General features: G+C 32.9%; 19 protein-coding genes and 1 pseudogene. 7 read left to right on the top strand and 13 right to left on the bottom strand.

The window, feature by feature from the left end:
• Nucleotides 1–14: 14 nt before the first annotated feature.
• The gene (locus tag BSU00_RS02000; protein WP_105002898.1) at nt 15–965 is read right to left on the bottom strand and encodes a lipid A deacylase LpxR family protein; all 951 of its coding nucleotides are present in this window, start codon (nt 963–965) and stop codon (nt 15–17) included.
• Between the two features lie 62 nt (nt 966–1,027).
• Between BSU00_RS02000 and ppk2 (BSU00_RS02005) the strand changes: the two genes are divergently transcribed.
• Both ppk2 (BSU00_RS02005) and ppk2 (BSU00_RS02010) read left to right on the top strand, forming a co-directional pair.
• On the top strand, nt 1,028–1,885 hold the full coding sequence (gene ppk2, locus BSU00_RS02005) for a polyphosphate kinase 2 (protein ID WP_105002899.1): 858 nt from the start codon (nt 1,028–1,030) through the stop codon (nt 1,883–1,885).
• A 2-nt stretch (nt 1,886–1,887) separates the two neighbouring features.
• Nucleotides 1,888–2,669, top strand: a pseudogene (gene ppk2 / locus BSU00_RS02010) (polyphosphate kinase 2).
• 36 nt (nt 2,670–2,705) lie between these two features.
• On the opposite strand, the gene BSU00_RS02015 reads toward ppk2 (BSU00_RS02010), so the two are convergent.
• Entirely contained in the window at nt 2,706–3,344 is a 639-nt protein-coding gene (locus tag BSU00_RS02015) for a hypothetical protein (protein ID WP_105002900.1), read from the bottom strand.
• A 92-nt stretch (nt 3,345–3,436) separates the two neighbouring features.
• On the opposite strand from BSU00_RS02015, the gene BSU00_RS02020 reads away from it, so the two are divergent.
• Together BSU00_RS02020 and BSU00_RS02025 are read left to right on the top strand one after the other, a co-directional pair.
• On the top strand, nt 3,437–3,982 hold the full coding sequence (locus tag BSU00_RS02020; RefSeq protein ID WP_105002901.1) for a Smr/MutS family protein: 546 nt from the start codon (nt 3,437–3,439) through the stop codon (nt 3,980–3,982).
• Between the two features lie 17 nt (nt 3,983–3,999).
• On the top strand, nt 4,000–5,142 hold the full coding sequence (locus tag BSU00_RS02025; RefSeq protein WP_105002902.1) for a cysteine desulfurase family protein: 1,143 nt from the start codon (nt 4,000–4,002) through the stop codon (nt 5,140–5,142).
• A gap of 168 nt (nt 5,143–5,310) precedes the next feature.
• Here BSU00_RS02025 and BSU00_RS02030 read toward each other — a convergent pair whose 3' ends face one another.
• From BSU00_RS02030 to BSU00_RS02070, 9 genes are all read right to left on the bottom strand, one after another.
• The gene (locus BSU00_RS02030; protein ID WP_105002903.1) at nt 5,311–5,508 is read right to left on the bottom strand and encodes a hypothetical protein; all 198 of its coding nucleotides are present in this window, start codon (nt 5,506–5,508) and stop codon (nt 5,311–5,313) included.
• A gap of 109 nt (nt 5,509–5,617) precedes the next feature.
• Nucleotides 5,618–5,884, bottom strand: coding sequence for a hypothetical protein (locus tag BSU00_RS02035; protein WP_105002904.1), 267 nt, complete (start codon nt 5,882–5,884; stop codon nt 5,618–5,620).
• Nucleotides 5,885–5,971: 87 nt separating this feature from the next.
• Nucleotides 5,972–6,667: an HAD family hydrolase gene (locus tag BSU00_RS02040; protein ID WP_105002905.1), complete on the bottom strand. Its 696-nt coding sequence runs from the start codon at nt 6,665–6,667 to the stop codon at nt 5,972–5,974.
• Complete coding sequence (gene kdsB, locus BSU00_RS02045) at nt 6,660–7,394, bottom strand: 3-deoxy-manno-octulosonate cytidylyltransferase (RefSeq protein ID WP_105002906.1); 735 nt, start codon at nt 7,392–7,394, stop codon at nt 6,660–6,662. Before kdsB ends, BSU00_RS02040 begins: the two co-directional genes overlap by 8 nt.
• Nucleotides 7,395–7,543: 149 nt before the next feature.
• Nucleotides 7,544–8,695, bottom strand: a complete 1,152-nt coding sequence (locus tag BSU00_RS02050) for an energy transducer TonB (RefSeq protein WP_105002907.1) — start codon at nt 8,693–8,695, stop codon at nt 7,544–7,546.
• Nucleotides 8,696–8,875: 180 nt separating this feature from the next.
• Complete coding sequence (locus BSU00_RS02055; RefSeq protein ID WP_105002908.1) at nt 8,876–9,535, bottom strand: energy transducer TonB; 660 nt, start codon at nt 9,533–9,535, stop codon at nt 8,876–8,878.
• A 183-nt stretch (nt 9,536–9,718) separates the two neighbouring features.
• Entirely contained in the window at nt 9,719–10,648 is a 930-nt protein-coding gene (locus tag BSU00_RS02060) for a peptidylprolyl isomerase (RefSeq protein ID WP_105002909.1), read from the bottom strand.
• 18 nt (nt 10,649–10,666) lie between these two features.
• Nucleotides 10,667–12,289: a hypothetical protein gene (locus BSU00_RS02065; protein ID WP_105002910.1), complete on the bottom strand. Its 1,623-nt coding sequence runs from the start codon at nt 12,287–12,289 to the stop codon at nt 10,667–10,669.
• A 26-nt stretch (nt 12,290–12,315) separates the two neighbouring features.
• Entirely contained in the window at nt 12,316–13,905 is a 1,590-nt protein-coding gene (locus BSU00_RS02070) for a peptide chain release factor 3 (RefSeq protein ID WP_105002911.1), read from the bottom strand.
• A gap of 265 nt (nt 13,906–14,170) precedes the next feature.
• Between BSU00_RS02070 and idi the strand changes: the two genes are divergently transcribed.
• From idi to BSU00_RS02085, 3 genes are read left to right on the top strand one after another with little or no spacing between them, the layout of a single operon-like run.
• Nucleotides 14,171–14,692 (top strand): isopentenyl-diphosphate Delta-isomerase, encoded by a 522-nt coding sequence (idi, locus tag BSU00_RS02075; RefSeq protein ID WP_105002912.1) that lies wholly within the window; start codon nt 14,171–14,173, stop codon nt 14,690–14,692.
• A 1-nt stretch (nt 14,693) separates the two neighbouring features.
• On the top strand, nt 14,694–15,107 hold the full coding sequence (locus BSU00_RS02080) for a 6-carboxytetrahydropterin synthase (protein WP_105002913.1): 414 nt from the start codon (nt 14,694–14,696) through the stop codon (nt 15,105–15,107).
• A 26-nt stretch (nt 15,108–15,133) separates the two neighbouring features.
• The gene (locus tag BSU00_RS02085; RefSeq protein ID WP_105002914.1) at nt 15,134–16,114 is read left to right on the top strand and encodes a type I phosphomannose isomerase catalytic subunit; all 981 of its coding nucleotides are present in this window, start codon (nt 15,134–15,136) and stop codon (nt 16,112–16,114) included.
• Here BSU00_RS02085 and BSU00_RS02090 read toward each other — a convergent pair whose 3' ends face one another.
• Complete coding sequence (locus BSU00_RS02090; protein ID WP_105002915.1) at nt 16,115–16,576, bottom strand: hypothetical protein; 462 nt, start codon at nt 16,574–16,576, stop codon at nt 16,115–16,117. It lies immediately after the preceding gene.
• Between the two features lies 1 nt (nt 16,577).
• A complete protein-coding gene (locus BSU00_RS02095; protein ID WP_105002916.1) occupies nt 16,578–17,129 on the bottom strand; it encodes a hypothetical protein in 552 nt (183 codons plus the stop codon).
• Between the last annotated feature and the right edge of the window lie 8 nt (nt 17,130–17,137).

Consider the following 17,137-nt stretch of genomic DNA (forward strand, 5'->3'; position numbering starts at 1 on the left):
AATTTATTTTAGTACTAATTAAATGCATAATGAAGTAAAATAGTTCCGAAAAAATTCCTGTTAGGAACCGTAACACTTTTTATTTTTTTGGAATGGTAATTAATTTGATATCCAAAGCTCCACCTGTCGTAGGTATATCGAATGCCTAGTTCTGCGAGAAGTTTAAAAGGGGCAATGGCAAAAGTTACGGGACTATCATTGTGAAATAAACTTCCTTGTATGGTAGCATCGTATGCAACATACGTAATTGATGGCTTGAGATAAATAAAAAATTCTGATTCGTTATTTGTATCTGAATTACACTTATTTAGATTGCTTTGAAAAGCGACAGAGTTATAGTTTTTTTGTAAAGGTTTTATCCCAACTCTAGCTATAAAACCCGTGGTTACTTCATTGTGAACTGTACCTATCTTAGCTGCACTAGCCCAGTTTATATCAAAGTTACTAGAGCTTAATTTATTTATTTTTTTGGTATAATAGAGGTTAGCGTTTATAGCAAACATTGTGTTTATCTGATATTTCCATCCCTCCGCGATATCAAAACCGTAGATGGCATGGACAAAATTTTGAATCTCTTGTCCTTTGGCTTCAGGACCAATTACACCAATTTCTATTTCTTTTTTAAATATATTTTCTTCGTGTCGATATGTTGCAATACCAAACTTACCGTATACATACCCGGCAAATGGTCGGTCGTGCTCGGCTACAGTGGCTACGATAGCTTTGTAAGGAGTGTAAATTTCGTGACTTACAGTTATATCGTATATTTTTTTATGGATATCTGCGTTTTCTTTTGTGTTTAAAAAACGAAAAGAAATAAAAGTTCCATTGGTATAATACCTATCTTGACTAGTAGAAGTATACAAATCATTGTCGTTTACAAAACTGAATTCTTTAGTATATTTTTTTTGAGAAACTACAGCGACAGAAAATAAAATGAATAAAAAGACTGAGATTTTTTTCATGGCAACAAATATCCTCTTATTTTAGCAATACTACTGTTAAATTAATTTTATAATTTTCTTCTATGAAACAAAAAATGAAATTGTCTTCAGAAGACTTTCATCGCATTAGCAGCAATGTGGAATTGCGATCGATTTTGAAAAACAAATCCATTACAATTGGCAAAGTAGAAGAAAAACTTCGCTATGAAAATGAATTGCGAAATCTTCAAATAGAGTTAGTAAAATTACAACAGTGGATCGCCAAAAATAATAAGCGAGTTGCTATTATTTTTGAAGGAAGAGACGCTGCAGGAAAAGGAGGTAATATTCGCAGGTTTATGGAGCATTTAAATCCTCGTTCTACGCGACTTGTAGCTCTTAACAAACCAACAGAAGTAGAGAAAGGACAATGGTATTTTCAACGATATATTAGAGAATTACCCAATCCTGGAGAGATCGTTTTTTTTGATAGAAGTTGGTACAATCGAGCGGTCGTAGAGCCCGTTATGGGTTTTTGTACTGAAAAGCAGTATAAAAAATTCCTTGTACAAGTTCCTGAGTTTGAGCATATGCTCTATGAAGACGGCGTTATTATTATTAAATTTTGGCTTTCTATTTCTAAAGAGGAACAGTTGAAAAGATTTAATGCTAGGAATACAAACCCATTAAAGCGTTGGAAATTTAGTCCGGTAGATAAAAAAGGGCAAGAACTCTGGGATACCTATACTTTTTATAAGAATGAAATGTTTAGTAAAACACATACCTCGTATAGTCCGTGGTTAGTAGTTAAAACCAACGATAAAAAAGAAGCAAGAGTAGAGTGTATTAGACATGTTTTATCTCAGTTTGATTACCATGGAAAGGAGCAGGCAAAAACGATGTTAAATCCAGATCCTAATATCGTCATGCGTTATCATCGTTCTATAATTCATCTAGATTAATTATGCAGAAAATAGCACAAAAAGACCTGAATAAATTAAATTCACCAAGAGGTTTAAAAGCAATATTATCCAAAGAGCCATATAATATTGAGCGAGCACTTCGTTACGTGAATTACGAGCGTAAACTAAAAAAATTACAGGTAGAACTTATAAAGTTGCAAACTTGGGCCATCCAAAAAGACGAGCGAATTATAGTTTTATTTGAAGGAAGAGATGCCGCCGGGAAAGGAGGCGCCATTCGCAGAATTACAGAGCGCATAAATCCAAGGCATATGCGCATAGTAGCTTTACCAAAACCTAATGAAGACGAAAGAACACAATGGTATTTTCAGCGCTATGTAAAGCGCTTTCCAAAGGCAGGAGAAATGGTTTTTTTGATAGAAGTTGGTATAATCGCGCAGTGGTAGAACCTGTAAATGGGTTTTGTACTGCGGACGACTATGCTGTTTTTATGAACCAGGTAAATGATTTTGAACGAATGATACTAGACTCTGGTATACGGTTGGTGAAAATTTACATGTCTATAACTAAAAAAGAACAAGCAAAGCGTTTTAATGACATTAAAAACGATCCTTTAAAACAATGGAAAATGACTGCTGTTGATGAAAAGGCGCAAGAATTATGGGACGATTATACTGCTTACAAGAGAAAAATGTTTTCCAAGACCAATACAGAAATTTCTCCTTGGAAAGTTATTCGTGCAAATCGAAAAACAGTAGCTAGAGTTAACGTGATTAATCACATATTAGAAAGTATTCCTTACGATAAAAATATTGAGGTGTAAAAATATACTTAATATAATGTTAGGTATTAATAATAATTACAAGTTAAGTTGTCGGTGTACTTCTTTGAAGATATAAAAAATTTCTGCTGAAATTCTCTGGTTTGTTTCGGAATATACTTCTAAAGTATTTTCTTTATCATCTGCTCTTTTTGGGTCTTTAAACGGCAAGTGGAAACGATGTATTGCATCTGGAATAAAAGGACAATTTTCATCAGCATCATCACAGGTTGTAATGGCGATATATGGAAAGCCATTTTCTGGGTTGTCAAAGATTTTAGAATAAACTTTTAAGGGAGTTTTACATCCTTTGAAATTAACTAGGTATTTTGGGTTTTGATGCGAAAAAGTTTCTACGTTAAAATTAAATCCAGAATTTTCTAGAGCATTGATAGTATTTCTATGAAATGCAGAAGCTTCTGTACCTCCTGAATAGGAGTAAATATTTTCTAAGTTAAAGTAGGAGATTGCATAAAATGCCCAAATTTGCGCAAATTGGCTTCTTCTTGAGTTGTGTGTACATATAAAATTTAGATTTAATTTTTTTCTATCTGTATACTCCTCTCTAATTTTATCTGCAATTTGAAGGAGAATTTCTTCTCTATTGCTATCAATACGTATGCTGTTTGCAGCCGATTCAAAGAAAAATTTTATTGAAGTCTCTTTAGTGTTAATCATTTTTTATTAGTTATTTTGTACAAAAAATAAATGAAAAATTTACGACAAAATTAGGGTGTTTATATCTTTTGTGATTTAAGTAAAAGTTAATTATGTGTTTTGAAATTGGAAACAAAGTAGCGGTTATTGATGATGTAATTAAAGGAAAAGTTGTTGGTTTCACTGGAAAAATGGTTGTTGTAGCCGACGATTCCGGCATGACTTTTCACTTTCTACCGCAAGAACTTGTTAAAATAAATAAAGAGCAAAATCAATTCTCGAAATACAATGCTTTGAATACTGTCCCTGCAAAGGATGAAAGTTTCACCAATCAAAAAAAAGTACGTCGGTTTGTGAAATCAAAAAATGAAATCATTTTTGAGGTAGATTTACATATTGAAAAATTATTAAAAACAAGCAAAGGTCTTGATAATTATGATATTTTAAATTATCAAATTGCAACTGCTAAACGTAAATTGGAGTATTGCATACATAAAAGGATATCTAAAATTGTTTTTATTCATGGAGTGGGAGAGGGAGTTTTGAAATCCGAATTATACCATTTATTAAAACAATATGCTGTAGACTTTTACGATGCTTCTTTCCAAAAGTATGGCGCTGGAGCAACAGAAGTATATATTTACCAAAACTCCAACTAATTTTAATCCTTTATTTCATGAAAAGAGTTTATTTAGACAATGCCGCGACAACACCTATTGCAAAAGAGGTAATTGATGTAATGCATGAATCTATGGTAGAGAATTTCGGAAACCCTTCCTCTACACATCAAAATGGAAGGATGGCGAAAGCAGCTATAGAAAAAGCAAGAAAAAATATCGCGAAACAGTTTCATGTTTCTGCAAGTGAAATTTATTTTACATGTGGAGGAACGGAGGCGGACAATTGGATATTAAATAATGCGGTATCAAATCTTGGTGTTAGAACTGTAATCACAACAGAAATTGAACATAGTGCTGTATTGGATACCCTTTTACATCTGCAGAAAAAAAAAGGGATTACTATCGTTTATTTATCCTTAGATGCGAAAGGACGAATTTCTTTGGAGGAACTACAAAAAATACTAGCTACAGGTACAGAGAAAAAACTAGTGTCTCTTATGTGGGTAAATAATGAAATTGGCAATGTATTGCCAATTAAAGAAGTTGCTGAAATTTGTAAAAAGAACGATGTTTTATTTCACTCTGATACGGTACAAGCCATAGGGTCTTACACTGTTAACTTACAAGAGTTACCCATAGATTTTATTGTGGCAAGTGCGCATAAGTTCCATGGTCCAAAAGGAGTAGGGTTTGCTTTTGTTAGAAAAGGAATACCAATGGAACCGATGTTGTACGGTGGTGGCCAAGAAAGAGGCGCTCGATCTAGTACAGAAAATTTGCACTCTATTATAGGTATGGATAGAGCATTGCAATTGTCTTATACCTCTTTAAAGGAGGAAATGAGCATGATTGCAGATTTAAAAGAATATCTTATTCAGGGTTTGTATGCTATATTTCCAAAACTGTGTTTTAATGGCGATAGTGAATCTAAAGATTTAAGTTCTCCGAAAATAGTAAATGTTAGGTTTCCTTTCTCCGACGATATGCTTATTTTCAATTTAGATCTTCTAGGTATTTCTGTATCTGGGGGGAGTGCTTGTCAGAGTGGTGCTACTAAGGGATCTCATGTGCTTTTTAAAATTTTAGACCAAGAACAATTTCAAAAGTCTTCGGTTAGAATTTCTTTTAGCAAGTTTACTACCAAAGACGAGATTGAACAATTTCTTCAAGCAGTAGAGACAAGGAATACCATTCGATAATCCATATTTCAACGTCTGTTTCTTACTGTTTCAATTTTTAAATAGAGTTGCTTTCGATTTCGGAATACTTTACTGTAAATTTAGAAAAGTACTATTTTGCATTGGTGTTTTTTCGCTTGTTACCAATAAAATAGAACTCCAAAAACGGATATTTTTGGAGTTCTATTTTTAATTTTTAATCAATTCAAGGGAAGCATATAGCTCCGGTTTATTGGCTGTAAATTCATGTAGCCAAATTTTTAATTCATTAACTTCGTGAGGTAGCAATCGTTCTAAGGCCTTCTTTAGTTCCTTGTAAAATAAATCGGCATTAAAACTTACTTTCTTAAGTATGGTTTTCGTATAATCATACATTACTCTTGCCATAGTATAGGGAAATTTGGTTACTACTATTTGAACTTAAATTTACAAAAAAAAGCGATGCATAATGTTAAAATAAATCATAAAAAAAAAGCCAGTTTTTAAACTGGCTTTTTTATAAACTATTAACTTTTTTTATAAGTTCTTTGGCTTTCGACTCTAATTCAAGACTAATTGCTTTAAAGTGGGTCTTTTTATTATCGATATTTTTCACATGTACTTTATCTAATAAAGCATCAAAAGTTTGAATAGCTTCGTCTATGATAGCTTCTGTTTTTGCCGTATCTTCCTTTGGATTTAAAAGCTCCCATACATAACACTCTTCAATAATATCTCCTAATGTATAGTTAATATCTTTTTTTAAATTTTTTATGCTTGCCATAATTATTAATTTTTTGCAAAGTTAGTTGAATAATTGGTTTTGATACTATAATATTTAAGTTTTAATAATTCTTACAGATAGTATTTTTTAGAGATAAGTAAGTATATCGGTGATCTTTTGGCAAGTAATAAAAGCATTTTCAGCCGATGTCGTGCTAACTTGTTCGTATTTCCAGGTGGTGTGAAAAGGAATGTGTATTGCTTGCGCTCCAATGCCAATAAGTGGAAGAATATCTGATTTTAACGAGTTTCCTATCATCAATAATTCTTCAGAACGAACATCCAGATGGGAGAGTAATTTTAAGTAGTCACTTTCTTTTTTATCGCTCATAACCTCTATGTGATGAAAGTATTGTAACAACCCAGATTTTTTTAATTTATTTTCTTGATCTAATAGATCCCCTTTAGTTGCGACAATCAATTTGTAGTTGTTTTGCAAAGATTCTAAGACATGGGTTACGCCATCTAGAAGAATTACAGGTTTTTCTAGCATCGTTTTGCCAATAGTTAGGATTTCATTGATGGTTTTGGCTTGCAGTGTATTATTGGATAATTCAGTAGCACATTCTATCATGGATAAAATAAAACCTTTAATGCCATAACCATATAATGGCAAATTGGCTATTTCCTTTCTAAACAACTCTTGGTTAATTTTGTTTTCGGTTTCGTATTTAGAGAGTAGTTTTGCGAATTTATTCTCGGCCTCTCTAAAGTAAGTTTCATTTACCCAAAGGGTATCATCTGCATCGAAGGCTATTACTTTTGTTTTGGTAAAATCATACATTTTTTAACAACTCTATTGCTTTAACTAGATCTTCTGGTGTGTCGATTCCTATGCTTTCTGATTTTGTTTCAATCATTTTAATTTTCTTTCCAACCTCTAAGTATCGTAAACATTCTATTTTTTCAGCCGATTCTAAAGGTGTCATGGTAGTATTGTAAAAATACAATAGAGCTTCTTTACGAAATGCATAAACCCCTTTATGTTTGAAGTAGGAAGTCGATACATCCTTATCTCTAACATATGGAATTGCACTTCTCGAAAAATACATAGCGAAATTATCAGTATCCGTAATTACCTTTACATTATTTGGATTGTTGATTTCTTTAATATCCGTCATTTTTACTTTTAACGACGCTAAGTCTATTGTTCTTTTTGTATCATCTTTAAATGTTTTTATGAGTTTTTTCAAAGATTCTGTATCGATAAAAGGTTCGTCTCCTTGCACATTTACAACGATATCTGCTTCAATATCTTGAACTGCCTCAGCAATACGATCGGATCCACATGAATGTTCTTTTTTACTTAAGATGACTTTACCTCCAATATTTTCAATGGTCTTTTTTATTTCTTGGGAATCAGTGACAACGTATACAGATGCAAAAAGACCTGCTTTAACGGCTGCTTCAAAGGTTCTTTCAATTACGGGTTTGCCAACTAAATCTTTCATTAATTTTCCAGGAAACCTGGATGCTTGATATCTCGCAGGTATCATTGCTATTACTTTCATATATTAAAATCGATAGGTTGTAAAGAATAATAGAGTAACAAATATACTATTAATTCCTTTTTAAACTTACTTGTCAATCAAGTGTAAAAATAAAAAAGTCAGAATTTTAATTTCTGACTTTTTTTATTTTTTATCTGTTGTAATTATAATTATTTAGCGCTAATTCTAAAATTAATTGGAATAGTATATTGAACATTAGTTATTTTTCCTTCGTGAAATCCAGGTTTGAACTTAGCCAATTTTTTAACCATTCTTTCAGCCTCTTTTTCTAAAAGTATTCCATTTTTAGGTCCCCTAGATTTTACATTTTTAACTTCTCCATTTTTATCAATTATAAAACTAACCCATACCTTTCCTTGAATATTTTCTTCGGCAGCTTTTTGAGGATAATTAAAGTTACGTTGAATATGGCTCATCATTCTGGTGTTAAAACACTCCATCTTTTTATCGTCTGCTACTTTTACACATGCCTTAAAAAGCGGAATAGTTTGAACTTTATTGAACTTAACAAAATCAGTGATAATCGCCTCTTTTACTACCGGTTTTTTCACAGGGGCACTTGTTGCTAATACACCAGAACTTAAATTATCTTTTTTAACCGATCCAGGTATTTTAAAACCTATAGGTATACCGTATTTTACTTTAACTATTTTACCTTGCTGTTTGCCTGGTTCGAAGGTTGGTAATTTTTTTATTATTCTCTCGGCCTCTTCTCCAAGTAATTCTCCACCTTTTGGCACTCTAGTTCTAATATCAAAAACTTTTCCTAATTCATCAATAGTAAATTGTACCAAAACTCTACCTTCAATACCAGCATCCATTGCTTTTTTAGGATAATTAAAATGTTTTTTTATGTGTGCAGACATTTGTTCTTCAAAACAGCCAACTTGTTTCACAAAAGGTACGTCTACACATTTGCTGAAAAGAGGAATTTCTTCCACGAGATTAAATGGTATTTTTTCTAAGGTGTCTTCCGAATCTTCTAACTCTAATTTACCAACAATTAAAGAGTTATTTTTGATACTTGCGATTTGTTGCTCACTTTTATTTGTTGCTAACACGGAAACTGCTGTTTTGTTTTTTCGAACAACACGTCTTCTTGTAGAGACCTCAATGGCTACTTGTTTTTTAACAGAACCATCTGCGCCTTTTACTTCTTCTACAGCACATTTGGTTATGCTATTTGGATCTGCAATTTCATCTTCTGGGGTATCGCAATGCTCTTGCGCAGAGGATATAGAAGATATTAACAAAAAAATAACTAGCAACGATGGTTGCAATAATTTAGGGAAACTCTTCATAATTTGCAAGGTATAAGGGTTATTAATTAGACAACTCTGTAAACCTATGAAAACTATTTCAATAATCAAAAAATAAATACTGTAAATATTTTTTAACTCCCTTTTTTGTTTTAGTTGTGTTATGATTTTTATTCAGCAATTAATATAATGCCAATTGTGTTTTGGTTTTTTGTTTTCAAATTATATGGTTAAGTGTAAAGGAAATACATAGGTTACCTCTATTGGAAGTCCATTTATTGTTCCTGGTTCTATATCTTTTAGTTTTCCAAAAATTCTAAATATTTCTTTGTCTAATTTTTTACTTCTCTTCTTGCTTAAAACTTCGATGTCTTTTATTTTTCCATAAATAGAGATGTTAAATTTGATTATAAATTTTCCTTTTATTTCATCGTCTATTATGTTTTCAGGATTAAAATTTTTTTCAAAATGGTTATGGATTTCATTTTTAAAACATTTTCTTTTATCTTCTATATCTGAATTTTTACAGTTGGGTACTTCTGGTACATTTTCAACTACCTCAAACAATACATTTTCTACTTGTAATTTATCATCTGTTATAATATCGGGTATCGGTGCATCAGTTGTGGGTATATTTTTATTAATTTTATTTGCTTTTGTACTTATTCTGTTGGTTACTCTTCTCCTTAAGCTCTTTTTTGTTCGTAATACATTTCTTTTTGGTGTATTGGTTTTCTTTTTTTCTTCAACCTCACATTTGTTGATTACTATTGTATTTAAATCAATCAGTTCTTCTTCTGTAGGCTCTGTACAGTTCTCTTGAGAGCAAATAGATAACACAGATAGTGAAAATAGCAATAGAAGTACAATTCGTTTTTTCATTTTTTTTTGGTTTGAACGCAATGTAAATTTCTATTTTTAAGTACCTATTCTATTTACCTAAATGTAATTTTTATTTTAACAAATGTTTTTTTGAAAGTTATGAATGTTATCGAAACGTTATCTTCCTAAATAAAAAAAACCTACCGTATGGTAGGTTTATGATATGTGAATTATTTAAACTATCTACTTAATGTCCATTAGTTCAACGTCAAAAATTAAAGTTGCATTTGGCGGAATTACGCCTCCTGCACCACTCGCTCCATAGGCTAGATTTGCTGGTATAACTAATCTTGCTTTGTCACCAACTTGCAATAATTGGATTCCTTCATCCCATCCTGCAATTACTTGACCTACTCCAATTTGAAAATCAATTGGTTGTTTTCTTTTGTAAGAAGAATCAAATACAGTTCCATCTAAAAGTTGTCCTTTATAATGCACAGAAACCATGTCACCTTTTGAAGCTTTTTTACCATCTCCTTTTTGAAGTATGTTATAACGAAGACCACTTGCAGTTTCTTCGTATCCTGCGGCTACTTCATCTAAAATTTTTTGCATTGCAGCTTTTTCTCTTTCTTCTCTCTTCTCTCTTTCTCCTTCAAAAGTTCTAAAAGCCTCTACAGCATTGAATGCCTCTGCATCGGCACCAACACGAAGAATCGAAACTGTCATTTCATCATCTTGCGCAATAGCGTCCACTACATCTTGTCCTGAAACAACACTTCCAAATACCGTATGCTTTCCATCTAACCAAGGTGTCGCCACATGCGTAATAAAGAATTGTGAACCATTAGTTCCAGGCCCTGCATTTGCCATCGATAGTTTCCCAGGGGCATCATGCTTCAAATCAGGGTGAATTTCATCATCAAATTTATAGCCAGGATTTCCTGTTCCTGTTCCTAATGGGCATCCTCCTTGTACCATAAAATCAGCAATTACTCTGTGAAACTTTAATCCATCGTAGTATGGAGTTCCTTGCGGTTTCGCTGAGTTTTCTAAATTACCTTCGGCTAAAGCAACGAAGTTACCCACAGTTCCTGGTGTTTTTTCATATTCTAAATTCACTAAAATTTCCCCTTTTGATGTAGAGAATTTTGCATAAATTCCATTGTTCATGATCTACTATTTTATATTCTATTTTAAAACGGATAAGCTCGACAAGCTAAATTTACATCCGATATTTATATTCGTTGCATTCACATTACCGAAGGGAGCAATTAACTTTCCTCCAGATGCTGTTATTGCAAAATTACTATTTATATTATAATTTATTCCTGCGGTTGGTCGAACGACTATACCTTCACCAGTGTCTACTCCAGCACCACCTGCTGCACCACCTGCTATTTCTGCGAATACATGTATTCTGTTGTTGAAAAAACTTTTACTCTGTAGCCCCAAACCAACCAGGCCGTGGGCATAGCCACCCGATCTTCCATCGTAAGCAAAACCGGCCTCTCCAAGAACGTAGACATGTTTCGAAAGATCGTAATTGTATTGTATGGAGAGCAGTTGTAAATCTACCGCTAAGATTCCTTCTGAGTCATCTGTTTTAGCAACATCTAAATAAGATTGGTTTTCTACTCGGAAAGAACTTCCTTGTATACGTAAGTTATTATTTTCATTTTTATTTGCGATATATGTTCCTCCAGAGTAATTGGTGTATTTTAATCCAAATCCAAAGGTATATGCTTCCAGATCACCAGCGATAGCCCTGTAATATCCACCATGTCCGCTCAGTGCTATTCTGTTTGTAAGTTTTATGTCTACTCCTGCAGAAGGGTATATCATTAAACCTCCTTCGGGGGCAACTCTTCCGCCTGCAGCTCCTAGTGCTAATTTTGTAAATAAACTGAACCTATTATATTGATAAGGGTAATATCCAGCGCCAAAAAAAAGATCCATAAAGCCTGCTCTTAGACCTTTATAGACAGCATCTGTATGTACAAATAAGAACGTGTTGTCCTTGAGGAATTTTTGGTATTCAAAACCAACAACATAGAGCGTTTCTGTTAGTGCTTTTCCGTTGTCTTTTCTTGAATTCCCTATGGGTTTGAAAAAATCAAATCGTAATTGCTGTGCATTCCTCGTAGCAGGTTTGTTCCAAAAAATATCTGCGTTTATATTGGACTTTTTAAATTCTTGAAAAGAATTTTTATGATTCGAGTATTTAAGTGTGCTTGGAATTTCGATGAAGAAAGATACCGAGTTACTCTTTATTTCTCCAGAATAAAAATCTATGTGACTGTATTGCACTCCAAACGAATAGTCTTTCTTTTTAAATTGTAAGCCAATATTGGGATTGATGTATCCTCCGTCATTGACAAGATATCGATAGCCACCACCGCCTCCAAAATGGAAATTAGCGTCTAGATAAAGATACTTGTATATTTTTTTTGTGACTCCTAACTCAATACCTAAAGTAAATAATCCTCCCTGATCTCCAGTCACTGCTGCATACATAGCTGCACCTCCATAGAGCCAATCCGTTATCGGAATTTGGTAATGAAGTCCCATCAAACCCATGGTTGGTTTTAAATCTGAAAATTTTTCGGTGGGCATCGCAACGGGGATAAAATTTAATCGTACTTTATTATGTAGTTCTTTTCCCATAAAGATGTTTTCCTTTTCTTGTGCTCTTAACTGGCTACACAAAATAAAAAATACAAAACAAAGCTGGAGTTTTTTTTCTTTTTTAATAGCTGCAATTATGGTTTTAAAAACAGATGATTTTGTATGGATGTTTTCTCTACTATTCATTTCTGAAACTTCAATTTTTTCTTTTCTTATTCAAATTCACTCGTAAAGTGAAGTTTTACCGTGGGATATTTGCTTTGTGTCATTTGAATGGTAAAAGGAGAATCAGCAAGAAATACCATTTGTCCTTGTTTGTCTTTGGCTAGATAGCGCTGTTTTACTCTTTTGAATTCTTTAAATTCTTCATTTTTTTCATCTTCAGGTTGCACCCAACAAGCCTTGTGTACGGAAATATTTTCATAGGTACACTTTGCACCATATTCGTGCTCTAATCGATATTGAATAACCTCGTATTGTAACGCACCAACGGTTCCAATAATTCTTCTTCCATTCATGTCTAAGGTGAACAGCTGTGCCACACCTTCATCCATTAATTGGTCAAGACCTTTGTACAATTGCTTCGCTTTCATTGGGTCTGCATTATTGACGTAACGGAAATGCTCTGGAGAAAAACTAGGAATCCCCTTGAAATTCATCTGTTCACCTTCTGTAAGTGTATCTCCAATTTTGAAATTACCGGTGTCGTGCAAGCCAACAATATCGCCTGGAAAAGATTCGTCTACGATTTGTTTTTTCTCTGCGAAAAAAGCGTTAGGACTAGAGAATTTTACTTTTTTACCGAGACGTACATGAAGATATGGCGTATTTCTTTTAAAGGTTCCTGATACAATTTTAACAAATGCTAATCGATCCCTATGCTTTGGATCCATATTGGCATGAATTTTAAAAACAAATCCTGATAATTTATTTTCTTTCGAATCTACCAAGCGTGTATTGGACATTTTTGGTTGTGGATTTGGAGCGATATCAATGAAACAATCTAAAAGTTCTTTTACTCCAAAATTATTCAAAGCAGAACCAAAAAATACAGGTTGTTGGTCTCCTGCGATATACTTTTTTTGATCGAACTCAGGATAAACTTCGTATATTAATTCTAACTCTTCTCGTAAAGTATTCGCTGCTTTTTCTCCAACTATTTTGTCAAGTTCTGGATGGTTTACATCTTTAAATTCAATACCTTCAGAAATAGTTTGTTTATTGTCTCCCGAAAAAATATTGAGTTTTTTTTCCCAAATATTATAAATACCTTTAAAATCATACCCCATGCCAATAGGAAAGCTAAGAGGAGTTACTTTTAAATTTAGTTTTTGTTCTACCTCGTCCAACAAATCAAATGCATCTTTTCCTTCTCGATCTAATTTGTTGATAAACACGATCATCGGAATTTTTCGCATTCTACAAACCTTAACTAATTTTTCGGTCTGCTCTTCGACACCTTTCGCTACGTCAATAACAACAATAACACTATCTACAGCAGTTAGCGTACGAAATGTGTCCTCTGCAAAGTCTTTGTGACCTGGCGTGTCTAGAATGTTTATTTTTCTGTCTTTATAGAGAAAAGCTAAAACAGAGGTGGCAACTGAAATACCGCGTTGACGTTCAATTTCCATAAAATCAGAAGTCGCACCTTTTTTTATTTTATTGTTTTTAACAGCACCTGCCTCTTGAATTGCGCCACCAAATAACAATAATTTTTCTGTAAGGGTTGTTTTTCCGGCATCTGGATGTGAGATGATTCCAAATGTTCTTCTTTTTTCTATCTCCTCTAAAAAACTCATCTTTAAAATTTAAAAAGGGCAAAGTTACTCTTTTAATAATCGTTGAACAATTTCAAAGATTGATTTCTCCAAAAATTGTAAAATTGTAGTTGGTACATTTAATATAGTTTACTTTAAAATGCCCCTTTTTTTACCTTTTTATTATTGTTTTTTCCTATATTGTAATAAAGATAAGAATGGGGTATTAAGGAGTCTAGTTTTAATTAACTCTAAAGGATTTACTTTTAATACATTTTCGTAAGTTTGTTGCTTCTAAATTTCAAACATGAAAGAACACGTTATTTTAGTAGATAAAAATGACAACAAAGTTGGTTTAATGGAGAAAATTGAGGCGCATGAAAAAGCGTTGCTTCATAGAGCATTTTCTGTTTTTGTTTTTAATTCAAATAAGGAATTGTTATTGCAACAAAGAGCTAAGGATAAATACCATTCTCCTTTACTCTGGACAAATACCTGTTGTTCTCATCAACGAGAGGGAGAAAGTAATATCAGTGCAGGAAAACGTAGACTACAAGAGGAAATGGGATTTGTATGCGAATTAAAAGAAGTATTTAGTTTTATATACAAAGCGCCGTTTTCAAATGGTCTTACAGAACACGAGTTAGATCATGTTATGATAGGAACCTTTGATGAGGATCCAATTGTTAACCCTGAAGAAGTAGAAGCTTTTCAATGGATGCATTTAGATCAAGTAAAAAAAGATATCGAATTACATCCGGAGTTGTATACCGAATGGTTTAAGATTATATTTAAAGAATCGTATCAAAAGATATCCAATCAATTGTAAAATGCCAATAGTAACTGTTCATAGAAAGGCGCATTTTAACGCCGCACATAGACTGTGTAATCCGAATTGGACGGAAGCTCAAAATAATGAGATTTTTGGAAAATGCAGCAACGTACATTACCATGGGCACAATTATGAATTGGTAGTTTCTATTTCGGGAGAAATTAATCCTGAAACCGGTTATGTATATGACCTCGGAAAGTTAAGAGATATCATTAAAATTGAGGTAGAGGACAGTTTTGATCATAAAAACTTAAATATTGAAGTACCGGAGTTTAAAAATTTAATTCCTACGGCAGAAAATATAAGTGTTGTTATTTACAACAAATTGAGAGAGAAAATAGAGGAGGAATTTCAGATAAAAATTACTCTATACGAAACACCAAGAAATTTTGTCACGTATTCGGGAGAATAAATCCGTGATGTTATGTAAAATCTTTTATGCAGTTAAATCAAACTTTTTTTAAGTTTACGCCAATCCTTCAAGAAAAAATTTGGGGAGGAACAAAATTAGCTACCTTACTAGGAAAAAAATCTAACAATCCTAAGATTGGAGAAAGTTGGGAAATATCTGACGTCGATGGGTTTAGTTCCGTTGTATGCAACGGCAGGTATATCGGTTGGACTTTAAAAGAATTACTAAAAAAACATAAAGAACATTTAGTAGGGGTAACGGTATATGAAAAATTCAAAGATACCTTTCCGTTATTAATTAAATTTATCGATGCTAATCAAGATTTAAGCATTCAATTACATCCCGACGATAGTATTGCAAAAAGTAGGCATAATTCTTTTGGGAAAGCCGAAATGTGGTACATTATGCAGGCTGAAGAAAATTCAAAATTAATTGTAGGTTTTGCAAATGATTCCAGCAAAGAAGAATATTTAAAGCATTTAAAGAATAATACTTTAACCGCTATATTAAATCAGGATATCGTGCAGGAAGGAGATGTTTATTTTATACCTTCGGGTAGAGTGCACGCTATTTGTAAAGGTGTGCTAATAGCAGAAATACAACAAACCTCGGATATTACCTATAGAATATACGATTGGGGCAGAAAAGATAGCACAGGTAAACCAAGAGAGTTGCATACCGAGCAGGCATTTGACGCTATTGATTTTACGTCCGAGGAAAATTATAAATCTGCTTATGAAACAAAAATGAATGCTGTTTCTCCCGTTATTAGCAGTTCTTATTTTACTACCAATATCATTTGTGTAAAAGGAAAGGTATTGCTAGAAAAACCTACGTTAGATAGCTTTAAAATTTACATGTGTGTATCTGGAAAGGTCACTTTTATGCATGGTGATGAGGAAGAAACACTGCAACAAGGGGAGACCCTGCTGGTTCCTTATATTTGTAAAAATTACGCTATTAAGGCGTCGGAAACCTCTAAAATTTTGGAGGTTTACATTGTTTAATTACGATTTACTTTTTTCTTTTTTTCTTAATTTACGCAGGAGTTTTTTATTAAAATCGTGCTCTGCAATTTCAAGAGATAAAACTTTTTTGTAGGGTAAAAAAGAACACACTTCAGAGAAAAATTTCTCTTTTAAAACAACTTTGCTCTTGGCAATCGTACTGTATTTATCGAGTATTAGTTTTGCCTCCTCTTCCTCTAATTGTGATACGCCACCTAACGCTGCAATTTTCTTTTTAATTAGATGTCTTTCTTCCTTGTGCAGGGTAAGCATATTTTCATTATACGTATTATAGAGTGGCCAAAATTTTTGTGCTTCTGATTCTGATAAATCTAGCTTTTCGGTAAGATAAGCTATTTTGTAGACGCGAATTTTTTCATGGTGATTTTTGTGTTTTTGTGCCAGAGAAATACTGCTCACGAATAATAATAATAAAATAGTAAATTTAGTTTGCTTTTTCATGTTATGGAATTTCATCTAGTATCGAGTTAGGATCAATAGAGTTGAGATAGGTCTCAACAGATTCATTATTTAAGTTTAAAGCGCTAGCTATTTCCTCGTCGAAGTTTATGCTGTATTCACTAATGGCTAATGATAAGGCATCATTATCTAGGTTAAAATTACCATTTTCGTAGAGGGCATCCAATTCGTCCTGTGAAATGGTATCAATATCAAAAAGTAAATTATTTTTACTGCTGTTGTAGGTGTATATTGTAAAAATAAGTAGGCAGGCTGCCGCGATCGACGGGATGGTCTTAAGTACTTTTTTGTACAGAGGAATTACTTTAATTTTAGTAGTAGATTCCTTTTGTATTTTTTCAGTTAGCATTTCATCAAAGTTCTCAAAATAATCTTGTGGAACTTGGAAGGGGTTATTATTGGAAATAATTTTATTTTTATGTGTAATTAGGGTGTCACTAAAGTCTTTCAAGTAATCATCAGGCAAAACAAAGCCTGTTTTACGATTCGTTTTACTTTTAATGTATTGTAAACTTCTTTCTAATTCGTTGTTCATACTTGTTA

It is taken from the genome of Tenacibaculum sp. SG-28 (genome assembly GCF_002954385.1).
Lineage (GTDB): Bacteria > Bacteroidota > Bacteroidia > Flavobacteriales > Flavobacteriaceae > Polaribacter.